Source organism: Streptomyces sp. AJS327, assembly GCF_013450295.1.
In the GTDB taxonomy this organism is placed as follows: Bacteria; Actinomycetota; Actinomycetes; order Streptomycetales; family Streptomycetaceae; genus Streptomyces.
Genome location: NZ_SKBR01000001.1, coordinates 237750 through 254040 on the forward strand (window position 1 = coordinate 237750; position 16291 = coordinate 254040).

Consider the following 16291-nt stretch of genomic DNA (forward strand, 5'->3'; position numbering starts at 1 on the left):
ATCATTGATGGGGGAAGTGGCGCGGGTTGTCGGCGGCGGGTGCGAGGATGCTCCCAGCACTCGACAGCGTGCGGGTGTGAAGCGCGGGAACGCCGCGGGCGCGGGGGAGTTGGCGGCTCGTCGGGCACCGCGCGGACGGGACCGGGAGGGCCGATGCAGATCCGGCTGACTGTCGTGCTCGGGGCGCGCGGTGGCAACCACCGCGCGGGGGGCTCGGGGGCACGTTCGGCGCGGGCGGCACAACCAGCACCACCAGTACCACCGGCGCGACCCGTGCAACCGGCACAGTCGGCGCCACCGGTACCGGGGGCGCGTGCCGACGTCCTGGTGACCGCTCCCGCGGGCACCGTGCTGGCCACCGTGGCCGGGGCGCTGGCCACCACCGCGACCGCCGTCGCGGCCTCCGCCGCGCCCGCCTCCGGTGGCGGCGCCACGCCGCCCGAGCCCGCCCCACCGCAGGAGTCCGTCGCGGTCTACGCCGGGACCCAGCGCCTCGACCCCCAGCGGCAGGTGATCGGTGAACCGCCGCTGGTGGACGGCGCGGTGATCTCGCTGCACGGCCCGGCCGCCGCGCTGACCGCCGTCTCCGCCTACGGCCCCGCCAAGGCCCGGCTGCACGTGGTCGCCGGGCCGGACGCGGGCGGGATCCACCTGCTCCAGGGCGGCCGGGTGCACCTCGGCCGCTCCGCCGAGGCCGACGTCCCGGTGGACGATCCGGACGTCTCCCGTACGCACTGCGCGGTGACGGTCACTGACGGCGGCGCCGTCTCGGTCACCGACCTCGGCTCCACCAACGGCACCACCATCGACGGTGGTCCGGTCGGCACCCGGCCCGTGCTGTTCCGCCCCGGCTCGGTGCTCCGTCTCGGGGAGACCGCCTTCCGGCTGGAGGCGGCGGGCCCGCCCCGCACCCCGGAGTCCGGGTCCACCGCGCTGCCCGCCCCGCTGCGCACCGTCGCCGAGGGGCAGGGCACCCTGCGGCTGGTTCGGGAGGAGGCGGAGCCTCCGCTCCCGCCCGCGCCGCTCTCGCCCGTGCCCGCGCCGCCGGAGCCGCCGCCCGCCCCCGGCGCCCCCGTCAGCGCTCCCCTGAGCGCCCCCGGCCCGCCCGGGCATCCGCCGGGCGAACCGTTCCCCGCCTCCGCCGAGTTCGACGAGCCCGCGGTCACCCGGCGGTCCAGTACCGTGCGGCGGCCGACGCGGCCCTCGGACGAGGGGGAGGCGCGGCGGTCGCGGGGAATCGGCGCCTGGGCGCGGCGACTTGGCGCCGGGCAGGGCGAGGCCGCCCCCCGCGAGGGGCGATGGGAGACCCCCTCCGCCTCCGACACGGCGCGTGGTGGCGGCGCGGGGCACCCCGCGCCCCCCGGTCTCGCCTCCGCTCCGCCCCCGCCGGACGCCGCCGCGCTGGCCGCGGCGGAGCGCTGGCCGGATCCGGCGGCGGTGCTGCTGACGGCGCTCGGCCCGGGCCCGCTGCTGTGGCGGCGCGACCCCGGCGACCGGGACGCCCTGTCCGTACGCGTCGGCGGCGTCCCCCGGGAGGACGGCGGCACCCGGCCGCTCACCGTCGACCTGCGCGCGGTGGGCGCGCTGGGCCTCGCCGGCCCGCGCCCCCGGCTGGCCGGGCTGGCGCGTGCCGTGCTGGCCCAACTCGCCGCTTGGCATGGGCCGAACGCCCTGGAGATCGTGCTGCTCAGCGCCGATCCGCGGCAGCCGGTGGAGGAGCGGGCCGCCGAGTGGTCCTGGCTGGGCTGGCTGCCGCACCTGCGCCCGGGGCGTGGCCAGCACTGCCGTCTGCTGCTGGCCTACGACGCCGAGCAGGCCAGAGCCCGGGTCGCGGAGCTGGTGCGGCGGGTGGTGGAGGAGCGCCGCTCGCCCGCCGACGCGGGCGCGGAACCGCGGGGCCCGCGCACCCTGCTGGTGGTGGACGGCGATCCCGGCGCGGACGCGATACGCACGGCGGTGGGGGAGCTGGCCGCCGAGGGCGGCGCGACCGGGGTCCATCTGCTCCGCCTCGCCGAGACGCCGCCCGCCACCCCGAACTCCCCGGTGGAGGAGGGCCTGCTGGCCTCCGTGGGGCTCGCCGACTGCGGGGCGGTCGCCGTGCTGAGCGGGGACGTGGCCACGGCCGTCCGGCTGATACGCCGGGATGGCGCGCGGGCGGGAGCGCCGGAGGCCGCGCGCATACCCGGCGGGCCTCCGCGGGGCACGCTCCCGGCGGGTCCGTCGCGGCCGGGCGCGGAGCCGCCGTCCGGCCCGATCGCCACGGCGGACGGGGTCTCGGCCGCCTGGGCCGAGCGCTTCGCGCGGGCCCTCGCACCGCTCCGCGAGCCGGACGCCGTGCCGGGCGAGGGCGCCGCCTCCGGCGCGGTCGCCGAACTTCCGCGCAGCTGCCGCCTGCTGGACGAACTGGGGCTGGCCCGCGCCACGCCCACGGCGCTGCTGGCCCGCTGGTCTCCGGTGGCGGAGGCGGTGCCGGGGCGGGCGGCGCTGGTGCTGGGCGCCGGGCCGCGCGGCCCGGTGGAGGCCGAGCTGTCCGCGGCGCGCGGCCACGCCCTGATCACCGGCGCGGCGGGGGCGGGGAAGACGGAGCTGCTGCGCTCGCTGGCCGCCTCGCTCGCGGCGGGGGAGCGCCCGGCGCGACTCGGGCTGCTGCTGGTGGACGGCCGGGTGCCGGGGGCCGAGGGTGAGGGGCTGCGGATCTGCGCCGAACTCCCGCACGTAACGGGGCATCTGACGGCCGGTGACCCACTGCGGATGCGGGAGTTCGCCCAGGCGCTCACGGCCGAGCTGAAGCGTCGGGCCCAGCTCATCGGCGGCGGCCGGACCTACGAGCAGTACGCGCGGCACGAGACCGCACCGCCGGACCCCGTCGAGCGCCCCGCCGCGTACGCGCACGCGGGCGGCGCCGGGCGCGGTCCGGCCCCGCTGGCCGCGGCCCGCCCCGCGGAGGTGGCTGGCGCGGCGGCGGGCTCCGGGGGGACCGCGCTCGCCGGGCGGCCGGACGGCCCCGGCGGCGAACGGCCCGACGGCGGCGAGCCGTTGGAGGCCGAGCCGCTGCCCCGGCTGGTGGTGCTCGTCGACGATCTGGACACCCTGGTCGATCCGGCGCTGGGCAACCCCGGGCGCCCGGCGGCCGGTTCGGTCGTCCGGGCGCTGGAGTCGGTGGCCCGTGAGGGGGCCAGGCTGGGGGTGCACCTGGTCGCCTCGACCGGCCACCCGGAGGGTACCGAGGGCACGGCCCTCGCCCATGTGGCCTTCTACCGTGTCGACTTGAGTGGGGGAGCCGAGGCGGAGGCGGAAGTGCCGCCGGGGCGGGGGGTGTTCAACGTGGCCGCCGAGTCCCTGCCGTTCCAGGCCGGGCGGATCACCGGCCGTATCCCCCGCACCGCGACGCTGCGCCCCACCGTCGTCCCGCTGGACTGGGCCCGCGCTGGCGATCCGCCGAGCCGTCGGCCGGTCCGCGAGCTGGGCAACGGGCCGACCGATCTCGCGCTGCTGGCCAGCGCGGTCGGCCGGGCGGCCCGCTCCACCGCGTAGTCGCCGTACGGAGCGGACCGGCGGGGGCCTGCCGCGCGAGGGCGGGCGGGGACGCGGGCGCCGCCGAGGGCGGGCGTTCGCCTCTCGCCGGAGACGGGACGGACCCTCGCCGGGGACGGGACGGGGAAGTGCGGGGAAAGCCGTCGGAACCGGTGGGACCCCGGCGAGAAAGGTGTCCCGTACAAGTCACGGACCGATCAAGAAGCCCGCGTAGGGGGGCACTTGAGTATTGCGCGGTGCCCGGCCCCGGCGTAGGACTGTCCCGCACATGACGTGCGGCGCGGCCCCGGGGTGGGGCCACCGGAAGCCGACGGGGCCTTGGGAAACGGCGGGGAGACAGATGCGGACTGCGTTCCGTGGCAAGCGGCGGCTCGTCGCACGGCGGCTCCGGAACACCGGGCGCGGCCTGGTGGTGTTCGTCGCCGTGTCGGCGGTGGGCCTGGCGACCCTCGCGGGCGGGGAGAGCGGCGGCGAGGAGAGCGCGTACGCGAGGAACCACCGCCCGACCGTCGAACTGCCCGATCTGAAGGGGCAGAAGCTCCAGGTCGCCGCCGTGTGGACGGGGGAGGAGCAGGCCAACTTCCGTAAGGTGCTGGCCGAGTTCGAGCGACGCACCGGCGCCACCGTCGAGTTCGTGCCGACCGGGGACAACGTCGCCACCTACATCGGTACCCGGATCGAGGGCGGTTCGCCACCGGACGTGGCGATGCTGCCGCAGGTCGGTGTGTTGCGGCAGTTCGCGGAGAAGAAGTGGATCAAGCCGCTCGGGGCGAAGGCCAGGGCGCAGCTGCGGAAGAACTTCTCGCCCGGCTGGCGGGACCTCGGCGCCCACGAGGGCACCCAGTACGGCGTCTACTACAAGGTCGCGAACAAGTCGCTGATCTGGTATAACACCCGCGCCTACGCCGACGCGGGGGCGCGTCCGGCGAAGACCTGGAAGCAGTTCGTCTCCACCGCGCGCACCCTCTCCGACTCCGGGGTCCCGGCGGTCGCGGTGGGCGGGGCCGACGGCTGGGTGCTGACCGACTGGTTCGAGAACATCTACCTCTCCCAGGCTGGTCCCGAGAAGTACGACCAGCTCGCCGAGCACCGCATCAAGTGGACCGACCCGTCCGTCGGCCGCGCGCTGCGGACGCTGGCCCAGCTCTTCGGTGAGCGGCAGCTGCTGGCCGGTGGCAACACCGGCGCGCTCAAGACCGCCTTCCCCGACTCGGTGGCCCAGCCCTTCGCGGACATCGCCTCGCCCGAGGCCGCCTCGGTCTTCGAGGCCGACTTCGTCGGCGTCAACATCGAGGGCGACACCAACGCCCGGATCGGCGAGGACGCGCAGGTCCACCCCTTCCCGGCGGTCGGCGCGAAGCCGCCGGTGGTGACGGCGGGCGACGCGGCGGTGGCGCTGAAGAGCGGCGAGGGCGCGCAGGCGCTGCTGACCTTCCTCGCCTCCACCGACGCGGCGGGCATCTGGGCCGAGGCGGGCGCCTACCTCTCGCCCAACCGGAAGCTGGACCGCTCCGCCTACCCCAACGACGTCCAGCGCGCGATCGCCACCGCGCTGATCAGGGCGGGCGACGACTTCCGCTTCGACATGTCCGACCAGGCCCCCGCCGCCTTCGGCGGCACCAAGGGCAAGGGCGAGTGGAAGGCGCTCCAGGACTTCCTCAAGAACCCGGACGACGTGCGGGGCGCGCAGCGCGCCCTGGAGTCGGCCGCGGCCCAGTCCTACAAGAACTAGCCGACCGCACTGGCGGATCCGGCCCCACCGGGGGCCGGACCGGACAGGGAGACCGTCATGCCGAGCCCGACCACCAGCCCGCCGCCCGAGGGGGCGTCCCGTCCGACGGACGCGGCGGAGCCCGCGCCGCCGGAGGGCGGTGGCGGAGCCCCGCCCTCCGGCGCGGCACGGGGCGGGGGCACGCCCGGCCGGGGCGGATCGTCGGTCACCCGGGGCCGCCCCTGGGTGGCGCTCTGCTTCCTGCTGCCCGCGCTGCTGTTGCTGGGCGTCCTGGTGGTGTACCCGATCCTCTACTCCGGGTACCGGAGCCTGTTCGACGCCTCCGGCTCGGGCTTCGTCGGGCTGGACAACTACACCGAGATATTCACCGACGACGGCATCCTCACCGCCCTGCGGAACAACCTGGTCTGGGTGATCGTCGCGCCGACCCTGGCGACGGCGCTCGGCCTGATCTTCGCGGTGCTCACCGAACGGGTGCGCTGGGGCGCGGCGTTCAAGCTCGTCATCTTCATGCCGATGGCGATCTCGATGCTCGCCGCCGGGATCATCTTCACCCTCGTCTACGAGCAGGACCCGGAGCGCGGCGTCGCGAACGCCGTGTGGACGGGGGTGCACGACACCTTCGCGGAGACCTCGCCGTTCCCGGGCGCCCGCCCCCGCGCCGACGCGGACCTGAAGCCCACCGGCGACGGCGACTTCACCACCGGCTCCACCGTCAGCTCCCGCGACCCGGCGGCGCTGCCGCTGGTCGGGCTGCCCCCGAAGGAGGTCGCGGACGCGGAGAAGGCGGTGCCCGCCAAACCCGCCGACGGCGAGGTCACCGGAACCGTCTGGCTGGACTTCGTCAAGGGCGGCGCCAGCGAGCACGGGGTGATCGACGGCGGGGAGAAGGGCCTCGGCGGGATCGAGGTGCAGGCCGTCAAGGACGGGAAGCGGGTGGCCAGCGCCACCACCGCGGGCGACGGCACCTTCACTCTGCCCAGGGCGGCCGAGGGCGCCCAGCTCCGCCTGCCCGCCGCCAACTTCGCGGAACCGTACAACGGCGTGGACTGGCTGGGCCCGGCGCTCGTCACTCCCGCGATCATCGGCTCCTACATCTGGATGTGGGCGGGCTTCGCGATGGTGCTGATCGCCGCCGGGCTCGCCAGCGTCCCACGGGAGCTGATGGAGGCGGCCCGGGTGGACGGCGCCAGCGAGTGGCAGGTCTTCCGCAAGATCACCGTGCCGCTGCTCGCGCCGGTGCTCGCCGTCGTCCTCGTCACACTCATGATCAACGTGCTCAAGGTCTTCGACCTCGTGTACATCATCGCGCCCAGCGCCACCCAGTCCGACGCGAACGTCCTCGCGCTGGAGCTGTATCTGTCCTCCTTCGGCGCGTCCGCCAACCAGGGCCTGGGCAGCGCGATCGCGGTGGTCCTGTTCCTGTTCGTCGTGCCGGTGATGATCGTCAATATCCGCCGCCTGCGGAGGGAGTCCCGACGGTGACCACGGTCAGCCCCCAGCGACACGGCGAGGCGCTGCCCGCACCGCCCCGGCCCCCCGTCGCCCGCGCCAGGCGCTCGTTCGCCTCCCGGATCGCCTCGTTCACCGGGCACTGGGCGGTACGGTTCGCGCTGGTCGTCATCGCCCTGGTCTGGCTGCTGCCGACGGCCGGGCTGCTCAGCTCCTCGCTCCGTGACCCGGCGGACATCTCCAGCAGCGGCTGGTGGCAGATCTTCGGGTTCAGCGCGGAGTTTCCCTGGATCCTCGACGGCGGTCAGCTGACCACCGGGAACTACGACGCGCTGCTCTCCAACGAGCAGGTCACCGACTCGCTGCTGACCACCGTGCTGATCACCGTTCCGGCCACGGTGCTGGTGGTGCTCATCGGGGCGCTGGCGGGCTACGCCTTCGCCTGGCTGGACTTCCCCGGCCGCGACTGGTGGTTCCTGGTCGTCGTCGGACTGCTGGTGGTCCCCGTACAGGTGGCCCTGATCCCGGTCGCGCGGCTCTTCGACACCCTCGGCATCTTCGGCACCACGATCGGTGTGGTGATCTTCCACACGGCCTTCGGGCTGCCGTTCGCGGTGTTCCTCCTGCGGAACTTCTTCGCGGAGATCCCCCGTGAGCTGCTGGAGGCGGCCCGGCTGGACGGCGCGGGCGAGCTGCGGCTCTTCACCCGGGTCGTGCTGCCGCTGGGCGGTCCGGCCATCGCCTCGCTGGGTATCTTCCAGTTCCTCTGGGTGTGGAACGACATGCTGATCGCGCTGATCTTCGCGGACGACTCCAACCCACCGGTGACGGTCGCCCTGCAACAGCAGGTCCGGCAGTTCGGCAACAACATCGACATCCTGGCCTCCGGCGCCTTCCTGTCGATGCTGATCCCGCTCGCGGTGTTCTTCGCCTTCCAGCGCCAGTTCGTCTCCGGCGTGATGGCGGGCGCCGTCAAGTAGCCCGTCGCCCCCCGTCGTCCCCGCCCCCGGCCCCGGTCGCCGCGTGGTCCGCCGTCCGTGACCGGACGGCTGCGGTCCGCACGCGGTGGCCCGGTCCGGGGCGGCGGAACGGGGAGCTGTCCGGTTCTCGTCAGTGTGGAGGGCACGCTCGGGGTCCGCCGGCCCGGCCAGCCGTTAGGGTGGAGGAGTGGCAGTCCTTGATGTTTCCGAAGCGCTGAAGTCCCTCTCCTCGACCATGGAGTCGATCGAGAGCGTCCTCGACCTGGACCGGATGCGGGCCGATATCGCCGAGCTGGAAGAGCAGGCGGCGGCCCCCGACCTCTGGGACGACGTGGCGCGCGCGCAGCAGGTGAACAGCAAGCTGTCCTACCTCCAGGGCCAGCTGCGCAAGGCGGAGGAGCTGCGCGGCCGGATCGACGACGTCGCGGTCCTCTTCGAGCTGGCCGACGCGGAGGACGACGACGACACCCGCGCCGAGGCCGAGGAGGAGCTGACCACCCTCCGCAAGGCGGTGGACGAGCTGGAGGTGCGCACCCTGCTCTCCGGCGAGTACGACCCGCGCGAGGCCGTGGTCAACGTCCGTGCCGAGGCGGGCGGGGTGGACGCGGCGGACTTCGCCGAGCAGCTGATGCGGATGTACCTGCGCTGGGCCGAGCGGCGGGACTACCCCACCGAGGTCTACGACATCTCCTACGCCGAGGAGGCGGGCATCAAGTCCGCGACCTTCTCGGTCAAGGCCCCCTATGCCTACGGCACCCTCTCCGTCGAGCAGGGCACCCACCGCATGGTGCGGATCTCGCCCTTCGACAACCAGGGGCGCCGCCAGACCTCCTTCGCCGGCGTCGAGGTGCTGCCGGTGGTGGAGCAGGTCGACCACATCGACATTCCGGAGAACGAGATCCGGATCGATGTCTTCCGCTCGTCCGGTCCCGGTGGGCAGTCGGTGAACACCACCGACTCCGCCGTCCGGATCACGCACCTGCCGACGCACATCGTCGTCTCCTGCCAGAACGAGAAGTCCCAGATCCAGAACCGCGCCGCCGCCATGCAGGTGCTCCAGTCCCGGCTGCTCGCCCGCCGCCGCGAGGAGGAGCAGGCGAAGATGGACGCGCTCAAGGGAGACGGTGGCAACTCCTGGGGCAGCCAGATGCGTTCGTACGTGCTGCACCCCTACCAGATGGTGAAGGACCTGCGCACCGAGTACGAGGTCGGTAACCCGCAGGGCGTGCTGGACGGCGATATCGACGGCTTCCTGGAGGCCGGGATCCGCTGGCGTAAGCAGCAGGAGCAGCAGGGCGAGTAAGTCCGGCGCCGTTCCGTCTCGCGGCGCCCGCTCTCCCCCCTCGCCGCCCCTCCCTCTCCTCTTTCTCTGCCCCTCCCTCCCTTCCCGCCCCGTCGCTCTCCCGCCGTTCGCGCCCGCGCCTCCGCCCGTCTCCCGTGAACTCGGCCCGTCGTACGGCCGTTCGTCCGTGCTGACGTGCGGGTTCCCCGACGGTTCCGGGTGGGGCGGGCCAACTGCCGGTCCAGCGTGGACATTTCACACAACCCCCGCTTGACGACGATGTGAAATATGGGAAAGCTGTTCGCTCGGCATGCCTGTGTCAGGGGGCGCGTGTGCGGGGCGCCGAAGGCGCCCCGGCGACGAGCGAGGGGCGGCGTCCGAGCCGGAGCGGGCCAGCCGTGCCCGTCCGAGGGAGCCCGAATTCGCGGCCCGGTGCGCAGCTGCTCTTCTATCGACAAGTACAGCTACTGGGGGTAGTTGGCAGATGACGAACTCGAAGACGCGCCTGCGTGTGGCGCGCATCGCGGCGGGGGCGGTGTTCGCGGCCGGTGCTTCGCTCACCGCCGCGGGAGCCGCTCAGGCCGCGGGTCTGGGCGGGGAGAAGAACCCCGACTCGGACATCAGCACCAAGGCCGAGCAGGACGAGCCGAAGGCCGACGACGAGACCAAGCAGGGCAGCATCGTCGGGGTCATCGGCGGCGGCGAGGACAGCGAGGGCGCCATCCTCGGTGTGATCGGTGGCGGTGACGACGGCGGCTCCACCGGTGGCGACACCGGCGGTGACACGGGCGGCGACACCGGCGGTGACACCGGTGGCGACACCGGTGGCGACACGGGCGGTGACACCGGCGGTGACGACGGGGGCTCCACCGGTGGCGACACAGGTGGGGACACCGGCGGTGACACCGGTGGTGACACGGGCGGCGACACGGGCGGTGACACCGGTGGCGACGACACCGGCGGCGACACCGAGGGCCCGGGCGGTGACACCGAGGGTCCGGGTGGCGACACGGAGGGTCCCGGGCGGTGACACCGAGGGTCCGGGTGGCGACACCGAGGGTCCGGGTGGCGACACGGAGGGTCCCGGTGGTGACACCGAGGGTCCGGGTGGCGACGTTGAGGGTCCCGGCGGTGACACCGAGGGGACCGGTGGCGACACCGAGGGTCAGGAGCCCGCGACCGTCGGCGGCGGGGACGGTGGGAACACCGACCCCGACGCGGGTGGCAGCGTGCCCGTCGAGGAGCCTTCCGAGGCGCCCGGCAAGGACGCGCCCGCCGGGTCCGAGAAGGACGAGCTGGCGGAGACCGGCTCGGCCGAGACGACCTTCCTGCTCGTCGGCGCCGCGACCATGATCGCTGGTGGTATCGGCTTCCGGCTGATGCCGCGGCTGGTCACCCGCCGCACGGCCGCCTGAGGCGGAAGCACACCCCGCGTGCTCCGGCGCGCGTGACGAGGGCCGGGAGCGTAGCCACGCTCCCGGCCCTCGGTGTGCCCGGCCCTCGGTGTGCCCGGTGCGTTCGCTCACTCCCCGTCGCCCGGCCGTCCGCCCAGCCGGCCACGGACCCGGGTCAGGCGCTGGCCACCCGCTGGGCCAGGACCGCCACCGCGATCAGGGCCACCACCAGCGCCAGCAGGGTCGCCGGGGTCACCTGGAGCGGGGCCGCGCGGTGCAGCCGCTCGCGCTGCGCCCGGCAGACCGGGCAGCGGCCCTCGCTCACCGGGCCCGCGCAGTTGGCACACACCAGCCGGTCGCATGTCATTGCGAAGTCCTCCTCTGCCGTGCCAACGCCAGGGGGAGGTCGTTCGTTCCCCTTGTCCGATTTCCGGAACCGGTGCCCGAGCGCCAGCCCGCCACCGTCCCCGCCACCCGTCGCCGTCGCCTGTCACCCGAAGCCCCGGACCGGAGCACGGTACGGGAGGGACGCGGGGCGGACGGTCCTCCGGTGCGGCGCGGGCGGGCGACCGGTGACCCGGCTGGAGCGTGCCCGCCCGGGGGCGGCTCCGCCGGTTCCACTGTGCCAGTTTCCGCTCCGGGCCGCTCACGGTGTACCGGCCCCGGCGACCGCCGGGCACCCGCGGTCCGCACCCCGCCCGCACCCGCCCGTCCGCGGGCCGGAGGTGAGCGGGCACCGGGCCGGAGACGGGGCGGGTGCGGGGCGGAGGTGGCCCGGCGGCCGGTGACCGCCGGTCCTTCGGGGCGCTGGTGCGGGGTCTGGCGGGGGATGCGCGGTTTGCTGCCGTTTCACGGTCAATGCGCCGTGAAGAAGAGCACCAACCCAGGGTGCTGACTGCGCGGCGCTGACGGGTTCGCGTATGGTCGCCCCACCGACGCGGAGCCGCAGAGCGGCTGCCGCTGCCCCTACCCCAGGTCGACGTGGTGTATCCGTGATCCGATTCGACAACGTCTCCAAGAACTACCCGAAGCAGAACCGCCCCGCTCTCCGCGACGTCTCGGTGGATGTCGAGCGTGGCGAGTTCGTCTTCCTGGTGGGCTCTTCCGGCTCGGGCAAGTCCACCTTCCTGCGGCTGATCCTCCGTGAGGAGCGCGCCTCCCACGGGCAGGTGCACGTCCTTGGCAAGGACCTCGCGCGGCTCTCCAACTGGAAGGTGCCGCACATGCGACGTCAACTCGGCACCGTCTTCCAGGACTTCCGGCTGCTCGCCAACAAGACCGTGGGTGAGAACGTGGCGTTCGCGCTGGAGGTCATCGGCAAGTCGCGCGGGCAGATCCGCAAGACCGTCCCCGAGGTGCTCGACCTCGTCGGCCTCGGGGGCAAGGAGGACCGTATGCCGGGGGAGTTGTCCGGTGGTGAACAGCAGCGCGTGGCCATCGCCCGCGCCTTCGCCAACCGTCCGATGTTGCTGATCGCGGACGAGCCCACCGGCAACCTGGACCCGCAGACCTCAGTCGGGATCATGAAGTTGCTCGACCGGATCAACCGGACGGGCACCACGGTCGTGATGGCCACCCACGACCAGCAGATCGTCGACCAGATGCGCAAGCGCGTGGTGGAGCTGGAACGGGGCCGACTCGTACGCGACCAGTCGCGCGGCGTCTACGGGTACCAGCACTGAGCTGCATCGAGGAAAGGACGCCATGCGCGCCCAGTTCGTTCTGTCGGAGATCGGTGTTGGTCTCCGCCGCAATCTGACGATGACCTTCGCGGTGATCGTTTCGGTCGCTCTCTCGCTCGCGCTCGCGGGCGGCTCCCTGCTCGCCCGCGAGCAGGTCAACACCATGAAGGGGTACTGGTACGACAAGGTCCAGGTGTCGATCTACCTCTGCAACAAGAACGACGCGGCCTCCGACGCCAACTGCAAGGGAGCCGTCACCGATCAGCAGAAGCAGGAGATCAAGAAGGACCTGAACGAGCTCGGCATCGTCGACAAGGTCTACCACGAGACCGCCGACGAGGCGTACAAGCACTACAAGGAGCAGTTCAAGGACTCACCGCTGGCCGACTCGCTGACCCCGGACCAGATGCAGGAGTCCTTCCGCGTCAAGCTCAAGGACCCCACCAAGTACCAGGTGTTGCAGACCGCCTTCTCCGGGCGGGCCGGGGTGCAGGAGGTACAGGATCAGCGAAGTCTGCTGGAGAACCTGTTCAACCTGCTCAACGGCATGAACATCGCGGCGCTCTGTGTGATGGCGCTGATGCTGGTCGTCGCGCTGTTGCTGATCGTCAACACCGTTCGGGTGTCGGCGTTCAGCAGACGGCGGGAGACGGGGATCATGCGGCTGGTGGGCGCGTCCAGCTTCTACATCCAGCTGCCGTTCATCCTGGAGGCCGCCATCGCGGGGCTGATCGGCGCCGGGTTCGCCTGCGTGCTGCTGATCGGCGGCAAGTACTTCCTGATCGACAACTGGCTGGCGGACAAGATCCTGCTGATCAACTTCATCGGCTGGGACGCGGTGATGAAGGTGATGCCGCTCATCGTCGCGGTCGGCGTGCTGATGCCCGCCATTGCAGCCTTTATCACGCTCCGCAAGTACCTCAAAGTGTGACGCACGCCGCCGGTGCCGTACTGGCCAACAAGCCGTACGGCACCGGCATCTCGCCTACACTCCGGACTATGCAGGGTTCTTGCGACTCCGCTTCTCCGCGCCGCGCCCGCAGGGCCGCGGGGCTGGCACTGGTCTTCGCGAGCGTCCTCGCGACGGGCGCGGCGGGGGGCTCCTGGCGTACCGAACCCCTCACCGCCCAGGCGAAGTCCCCCTCCCCGGACCGCACGGCGCACTCCACCACCGCGAACGCGCCCAGCGCCGCCCCGAGTTCGGGCGGCGGTCCCGGCCCCTTCATCCCCGACGCCACCCCCGAGGCCACCCCGGACCGGGGTACGCGGGACGCCGACGAACTGGTCAGCCGGAACGGCGACCGCTGGTCGGGAGCGTTCTCCGCCACCGAGTACGAGGGGCTGGAGCAGTCGCTGGACGGCGGCTACACCGGGATCGGGGTCTCGGTCCGGCGCGTGGACACGGCGGACGGCCCGGCCGTCGCCGCCGCCCGGGTCCGCCCCGGCGGCCCCGCCGACCGCGCCGGGGTGCGCCCCGGTGACCTGCTGCGGAAGGTGGACGGACGGCCGGTCGCCGATCGGCCGGTCACCGAGATCGTCGCCTGGCTGCGCGGCGCGAAGCCCGTGGAGCCGCGCGCTCCGCGGGACTCCGGGACGCCGGGCACGACGCGGCGCGCGCCCGGAGCCCCGCGGAACGCCGAGAACGGCGGGGACGCCGGGAACGCCGGGGACGCCGGGAGCACTGCCCCGCGCCCGACCCGCACCGCACCGGCCGGTCCCGGCAGCACCGTCACCCTGACCCTGGCCCGCGCGGACCGCACCTGGCAGCGCACCCTGCACCGCTCCCGGCTGCGCGCCGATCCCGTCACGGTGGACCGGTTGGGACCGGCGGCCTCGCGCGTGCGGATCACCTCGTTCACCCAGGGCACCGGCCAGCGGGTCCGGCGGGCGCTGGAGCGGGAGGTTCCGGCGGGTTCCGGCCTCCTGCTCGACCTGCGCGGCAACTCCGGCGGCCTGGTGGAGGAGGCCGTCGAGGTGGCCTCGGCCCTGCTGGACGGCGGACTGGTCGGCACCTACGACGACGAGGGCGTGCAGCGCGCGCTGTACGCCAAACCCGGTGGGGACACCGGACGCCCCCTGGCCGTCCTGGTCGACGGCGGCACCATGAGCGCCGCCGAACTGCTGGCCGGGGCGCTCCAGGACCGGGGCCGGGCCGTGGTCGTCGGGAGCCGCACCTTCGGCAAGGGCTCCGTGCAGCTGCCGCGCCGCCAGCCGGACGGCTCGGTCGCCCAGCTGACCGTCGGCCACTACCTGACTCCGGCCGGGCGGAGCGTCGAGGGCACCGGGCTCATCCCGGACCTGCCGCTGGACGGTGTGGCCGGCGGCTCCGACAGGGCGGTCACCGAGCGTGCCCGCGCGGTATTGGGTGGCCTCGGTACCCCCTCGTAGTGGGAGAATGACGGGGCTATGGCTAAGACGGACGGCAAGAAGAAGAGCGGCGCCAAGGGCGGCAAAGCGGTCAAGGGCAAGGAGCCCGAGCGCAAGCTGATCGCCCAAAACAAGAAGGCGTGGCACGACTACCACATCCTGGACACCTACGAGTGCGGTCTGGTGCTGACCGGCACCGAGGTGAAGTCGCTGCGCCAGGGCCGGGCCTCGCTGGTGGACGGCTTCGCCCAGCTCGACGGTGGGGAGGTCTGGCTGCACAACGTGCACATCCCGGAGTACGCCCAGGGCACCTGGACGAACCACGCGGCCCGCCGCAAGCGGAAGCTGCTGCTGCACCGGGAGGAGATCGACAAGCTGATCGGGAAGACGCAGGAGACCGGCCACACGCTGGTGCCCCTGCGGCTGTACTTCCTGCGTGGCCGGGCGAAGATCGAACTCGCCCTGGCCAAGGGCAAGAAGGAGTACGACAAGCGGCAGACGCTGCGGGAGAAGCAGGACCGCAGGGAGGCCGACCGGGCGATGTCGGCGGCCCGGCGGCGGCAGCGCGGCACCGTCTGACCGGACGGCCGTGGGGGCCGGGAATACCTCGGCGCCGTAAAGGGTTGGCCTAGATGTGGTCGCTTCGCGTACGATGACCGCACAGCGCCCGCGAGGGTGTGCAGATTGTTAATTCAACATGGGGATGATCGGTTTCGACAGCGAATGTCGAAGCAGGGGAAGCGAGCCGAGGAACGCGGTAATGATCTCGTTAACCATGTGCCGCAAAAAATAATCGCCAATCAGAAGCGCGATTCCTTCGCCCTCGCTGCCTAAGCAGCGAGCGTGAAGTGTCAGCCCGGGTTAGTTCCCGACCCGGTTCCTGGCATCAGCTAGGGGACTCACCGCGTAGGTTCGGTCACGGAGCCTACCGGGACATTTCACAGTGACTGAGCCCGTCGGAGACTTGTCCGTGTGATCTCCGGGGCTGAGAAAATCGCAGCGGACTGCGCTCGGAGAAGCCCTCCTTCCGCTTCGTTGGACGCGGGTTCGATTCCCGCCATCTCCACCATCTCCCATGGGCGACAGCCCCTGTTCCGCGACAGCGTCGGAACAGGGGCTGTCGTAGTGTGTGGCCCCCGAAACGAGCGCCGGGAGTATTCCCCGACGGGGGGCTCCGCCTCGGAGGTGTTCCGCGCCGGGGAATCCGCGCACCCGCGCCCCGCCGTACCCGCAGCGCCAGGTCCGCCGGGGAGGCCCGCCCCGTATCCGCGCCCCGCGTTCCCGTGCGCCTCGGTTCCCGCCGCCTCCGTCCCGTGCGTGTTCCTCCCCGCGCGTGCCCCCGTCCCCATCGTCGGTCGTCGGCCGTCGCCTGTCGTCCCGGTGGCCGCCTCTCCTGTCCCGCCTCTCCCGTCTCGTCTCTCCGCTCCGCGCCTCGCGCTGTCTCCGGGGTGCGCCCTCCCTCCGGGGGACGGCGCGATCCCGTCGGCCGCCCGGGTTCGGTCGTCCGCCGGGGGCCGACGCTGGCGGAGGGTCGCCCGCCGGGCCGCCGGACGGTCGGGGGCCGGGAGTCCGGACCGCCGGGGGCCGGGGGTGACCGGCCGGGTGGGGTGGCCGTCGGGTGGTGTCCCGGGGGAGCAGGGCCGGGGGTGGGACCGGGGCCCGGAGGGGGTGGTGGGGCGGCGGTCGGGGGATACCGTGGCGCCGTGCGGCGTGCCGGTGGCGGGGCTCCGATTTCCGGACGGCGTTGTTTATGCGGAGTGTTCCGGGATTGCGCTCCGGGGGTTCCCGGCAAACCCGGGAGTAACCGGAGGAGCGACCCGAAGACGCCCCGCGGCCGGAATACGGTATTCCGCGCCCGCGTCACTCCG

At 73.3% G+C, this 16291-nt stretch carries 12 protein-coding genes and 1 other RNA gene; 12 read left to right on the plus strand and 1 reads right to left on the minus strand.

The window, feature by feature from the left end; genetic code table 11:
* The first annotated feature begins 327 nt into the window (after nucleotides 1–327).
* The 7 genes from E0L36_RS00870 to E0L36_RS28415 all read left to right on the plus strand — a co-directional run bounded on the left by E0L36_RS00870 (nucleotide 328) and on the right by E0L36_RS28415 (nucleotide 10395).
* Nucleotides 328–3534, plus strand: coding sequence for an FHA domain-containing protein (locus E0L36_RS00870; protein ID WP_308416584.1), 3207 nt, complete (start codon nucleotides 328–330; stop codon nucleotides 3532–3534).
* Between the two features lie 340 nt (nucleotides 3535–3874).
* Nucleotides 3875–5266, plus strand: coding sequence for an ABC transporter substrate-binding protein (locus tag E0L36_RS00875; RefSeq protein WP_180926935.1), 1392 nt, complete (start codon nucleotides 3875–3877; stop codon nucleotides 5264–5266).
* 57 nt (nucleotides 5267–5323) lie between these two features.
* Entirely contained in the window at nucleotides 5324–6751 is a 1428-nt protein-coding gene (locus E0L36_RS00880) for a carbohydrate ABC transporter permease (RefSeq protein WP_180926936.1), read from the plus strand.
* Nucleotides 6748–7698: a carbohydrate ABC transporter permease gene (locus tag E0L36_RS00885; RefSeq protein WP_374705467.1), complete on the plus strand. Its 951-nt coding sequence runs from the start codon at nucleotides 6748–6750 to the stop codon at nucleotides 7696–7698. The genes E0L36_RS00880 and E0L36_RS00885 overlap by 4 nt, the downstream gene beginning before the upstream one ends.
* A 187-nt stretch (nucleotides 7699–7885) precedes the next feature.
* Nucleotides 7886–9001 carry a peptide chain release factor 2 gene (gene prfB / locus E0L36_RS00890; RefSeq protein WP_180926937.1) on the plus strand — a complete coding sequence of 372 codons (1116 nt, stop codon included), beginning with the start codon at nucleotides 7886–7888 and terminating at the stop codon, nucleotides 8999–9001.
* A 463-nt stretch (nucleotides 9002–9464) separates the two neighbouring features.
* Complete coding sequence (locus E0L36_RS27260) at nucleotides 9465–10010, plus strand: hypothetical protein (RefSeq protein WP_258015850.1); 546 nt, start codon at nucleotides 9465–9467, stop codon at nucleotides 10008–10010.
* Nucleotides 9982–10395, plus strand: a complete 414-nt coding sequence (locus tag E0L36_RS28415) for an LPXTG cell wall anchor domain-containing protein (protein WP_374705468.1) — start codon at nucleotides 9982–9984, stop codon at nucleotides 10393–10395. The genes E0L36_RS27260 and E0L36_RS28415 overlap by 29 nt, the downstream gene beginning before the upstream one ends.
* A 154-nt stretch (nucleotides 10396–10549) precedes the next feature.
* On the opposite strand, the gene E0L36_RS00900 is transcribed toward E0L36_RS28415, so the two are convergent.
* Nucleotides 10550–10741 carry a hypothetical protein gene (locus tag E0L36_RS00900; RefSeq protein WP_180926938.1) on the minus strand — a complete coding sequence of 64 codons (192 nt, stop codon included), beginning with the start codon at nucleotides 10739–10741 and terminating at the stop codon, nucleotides 10550–10552.
* Nucleotides 10742–11366: 625 nt separating this feature from the next.
* Here E0L36_RS00900 and ftsE point away from each other — a divergent pair.
* The 5 genes from ftsE (at nucleotide 11367) to ssrA (ending at nucleotide 15492) form a co-directional block, all read left to right on the plus strand.
* Nucleotides 11367–12056 carry a cell division ATP-binding protein FtsE gene (gene ftsE / locus E0L36_RS00905; protein WP_180926939.1) on the plus strand — a complete coding sequence of 230 codons (690 nt, stop codon included), beginning with the start codon at nucleotides 11367–11369 and terminating at the stop codon, nucleotides 12054–12056.
* 22 nt (nucleotides 12057–12078) lie between these two features.
* Complete coding sequence (gene ftsX / locus E0L36_RS00910; RefSeq protein ID WP_180926940.1) at nucleotides 12079–12987, plus strand: permease-like cell division protein FtsX; 909 nt, start codon at nucleotides 12079–12081, stop codon at nucleotides 12985–12987.
* Between the two features lie 68 nt (nucleotides 12988–13055).
* Nucleotides 13056–14444, plus strand: coding sequence for a S41 family peptidase (locus tag E0L36_RS00915; protein WP_180926941.1), 1389 nt, complete (start codon nucleotides 13056–13058; stop codon nucleotides 14442–14444).
* Between the two features lie 18 nt (nucleotides 14445–14462).
* Nucleotides 14463–15002 (plus strand): SsrA-binding protein SmpB, encoded by a 540-nt coding sequence (gene smpB, locus E0L36_RS00920; protein WP_180926942.1) that lies wholly within the window; start codon nucleotides 14463–14465, stop codon nucleotides 15000–15002.
* Nucleotides 15003–15122: 120 nt separating this feature from the next.
* Nucleotides 15123–15492: a transfer-messenger RNA gene (ssrA, locus tag E0L36_RS00925) on the plus strand.
* The last annotated feature ends 799 nt before the right edge of the window (nucleotides 15493–16291 follow it).

Coding starts and splice junctions, on each gene's coding strand:
- ftsX (WP_180926940.1), top strand. CDS start 12,079: ATGCGCGCCCAGTTCGTTCTGTCGGAGATCGGTGTTGGTCTCCGCCGC.
- E0L36_RS00875 (WP_180926935.1), top strand. CDS start 3,875: ATGCGGACTGCGTTCCGTGGCAAGCGGCGGCTCGTCGCACGGCGGCTC.
- E0L36_RS00915 (WP_180926941.1), top strand. CDS start 13,056: ATGCAGGGTTCTTGCGACTCCGCTTCTCCGCGCCGCGCCCGCAGGGCC.
- smpB (WP_180926942.1), top strand. CDS start 14,463: ATGGCTAAGACGGACGGCAAGAAGAAGAGCGGCGCCAAGGGCGGCAAA.
- E0L36_RS00900 (WP_180926938.1), bottom strand. CDS start 10,741: ATGACATGCGACCGGCTGGTGTGTGCCAACTGCGCGGGCCCGGTGAGC.
- E0L36_RS00880 (WP_180926936.1), top strand. CDS start 5,324: ATGCCGAGCCCGACCACCAGCCCGCCGCCCGAGGGGGCGTCCCGTCCG.
- E0L36_RS27260 (WP_258015850.1), top strand. CDS start 9,465: ATGACGAACTCGAAGACGCGCCTGCGTGTGGCGCGCATCGCGGCGGGG.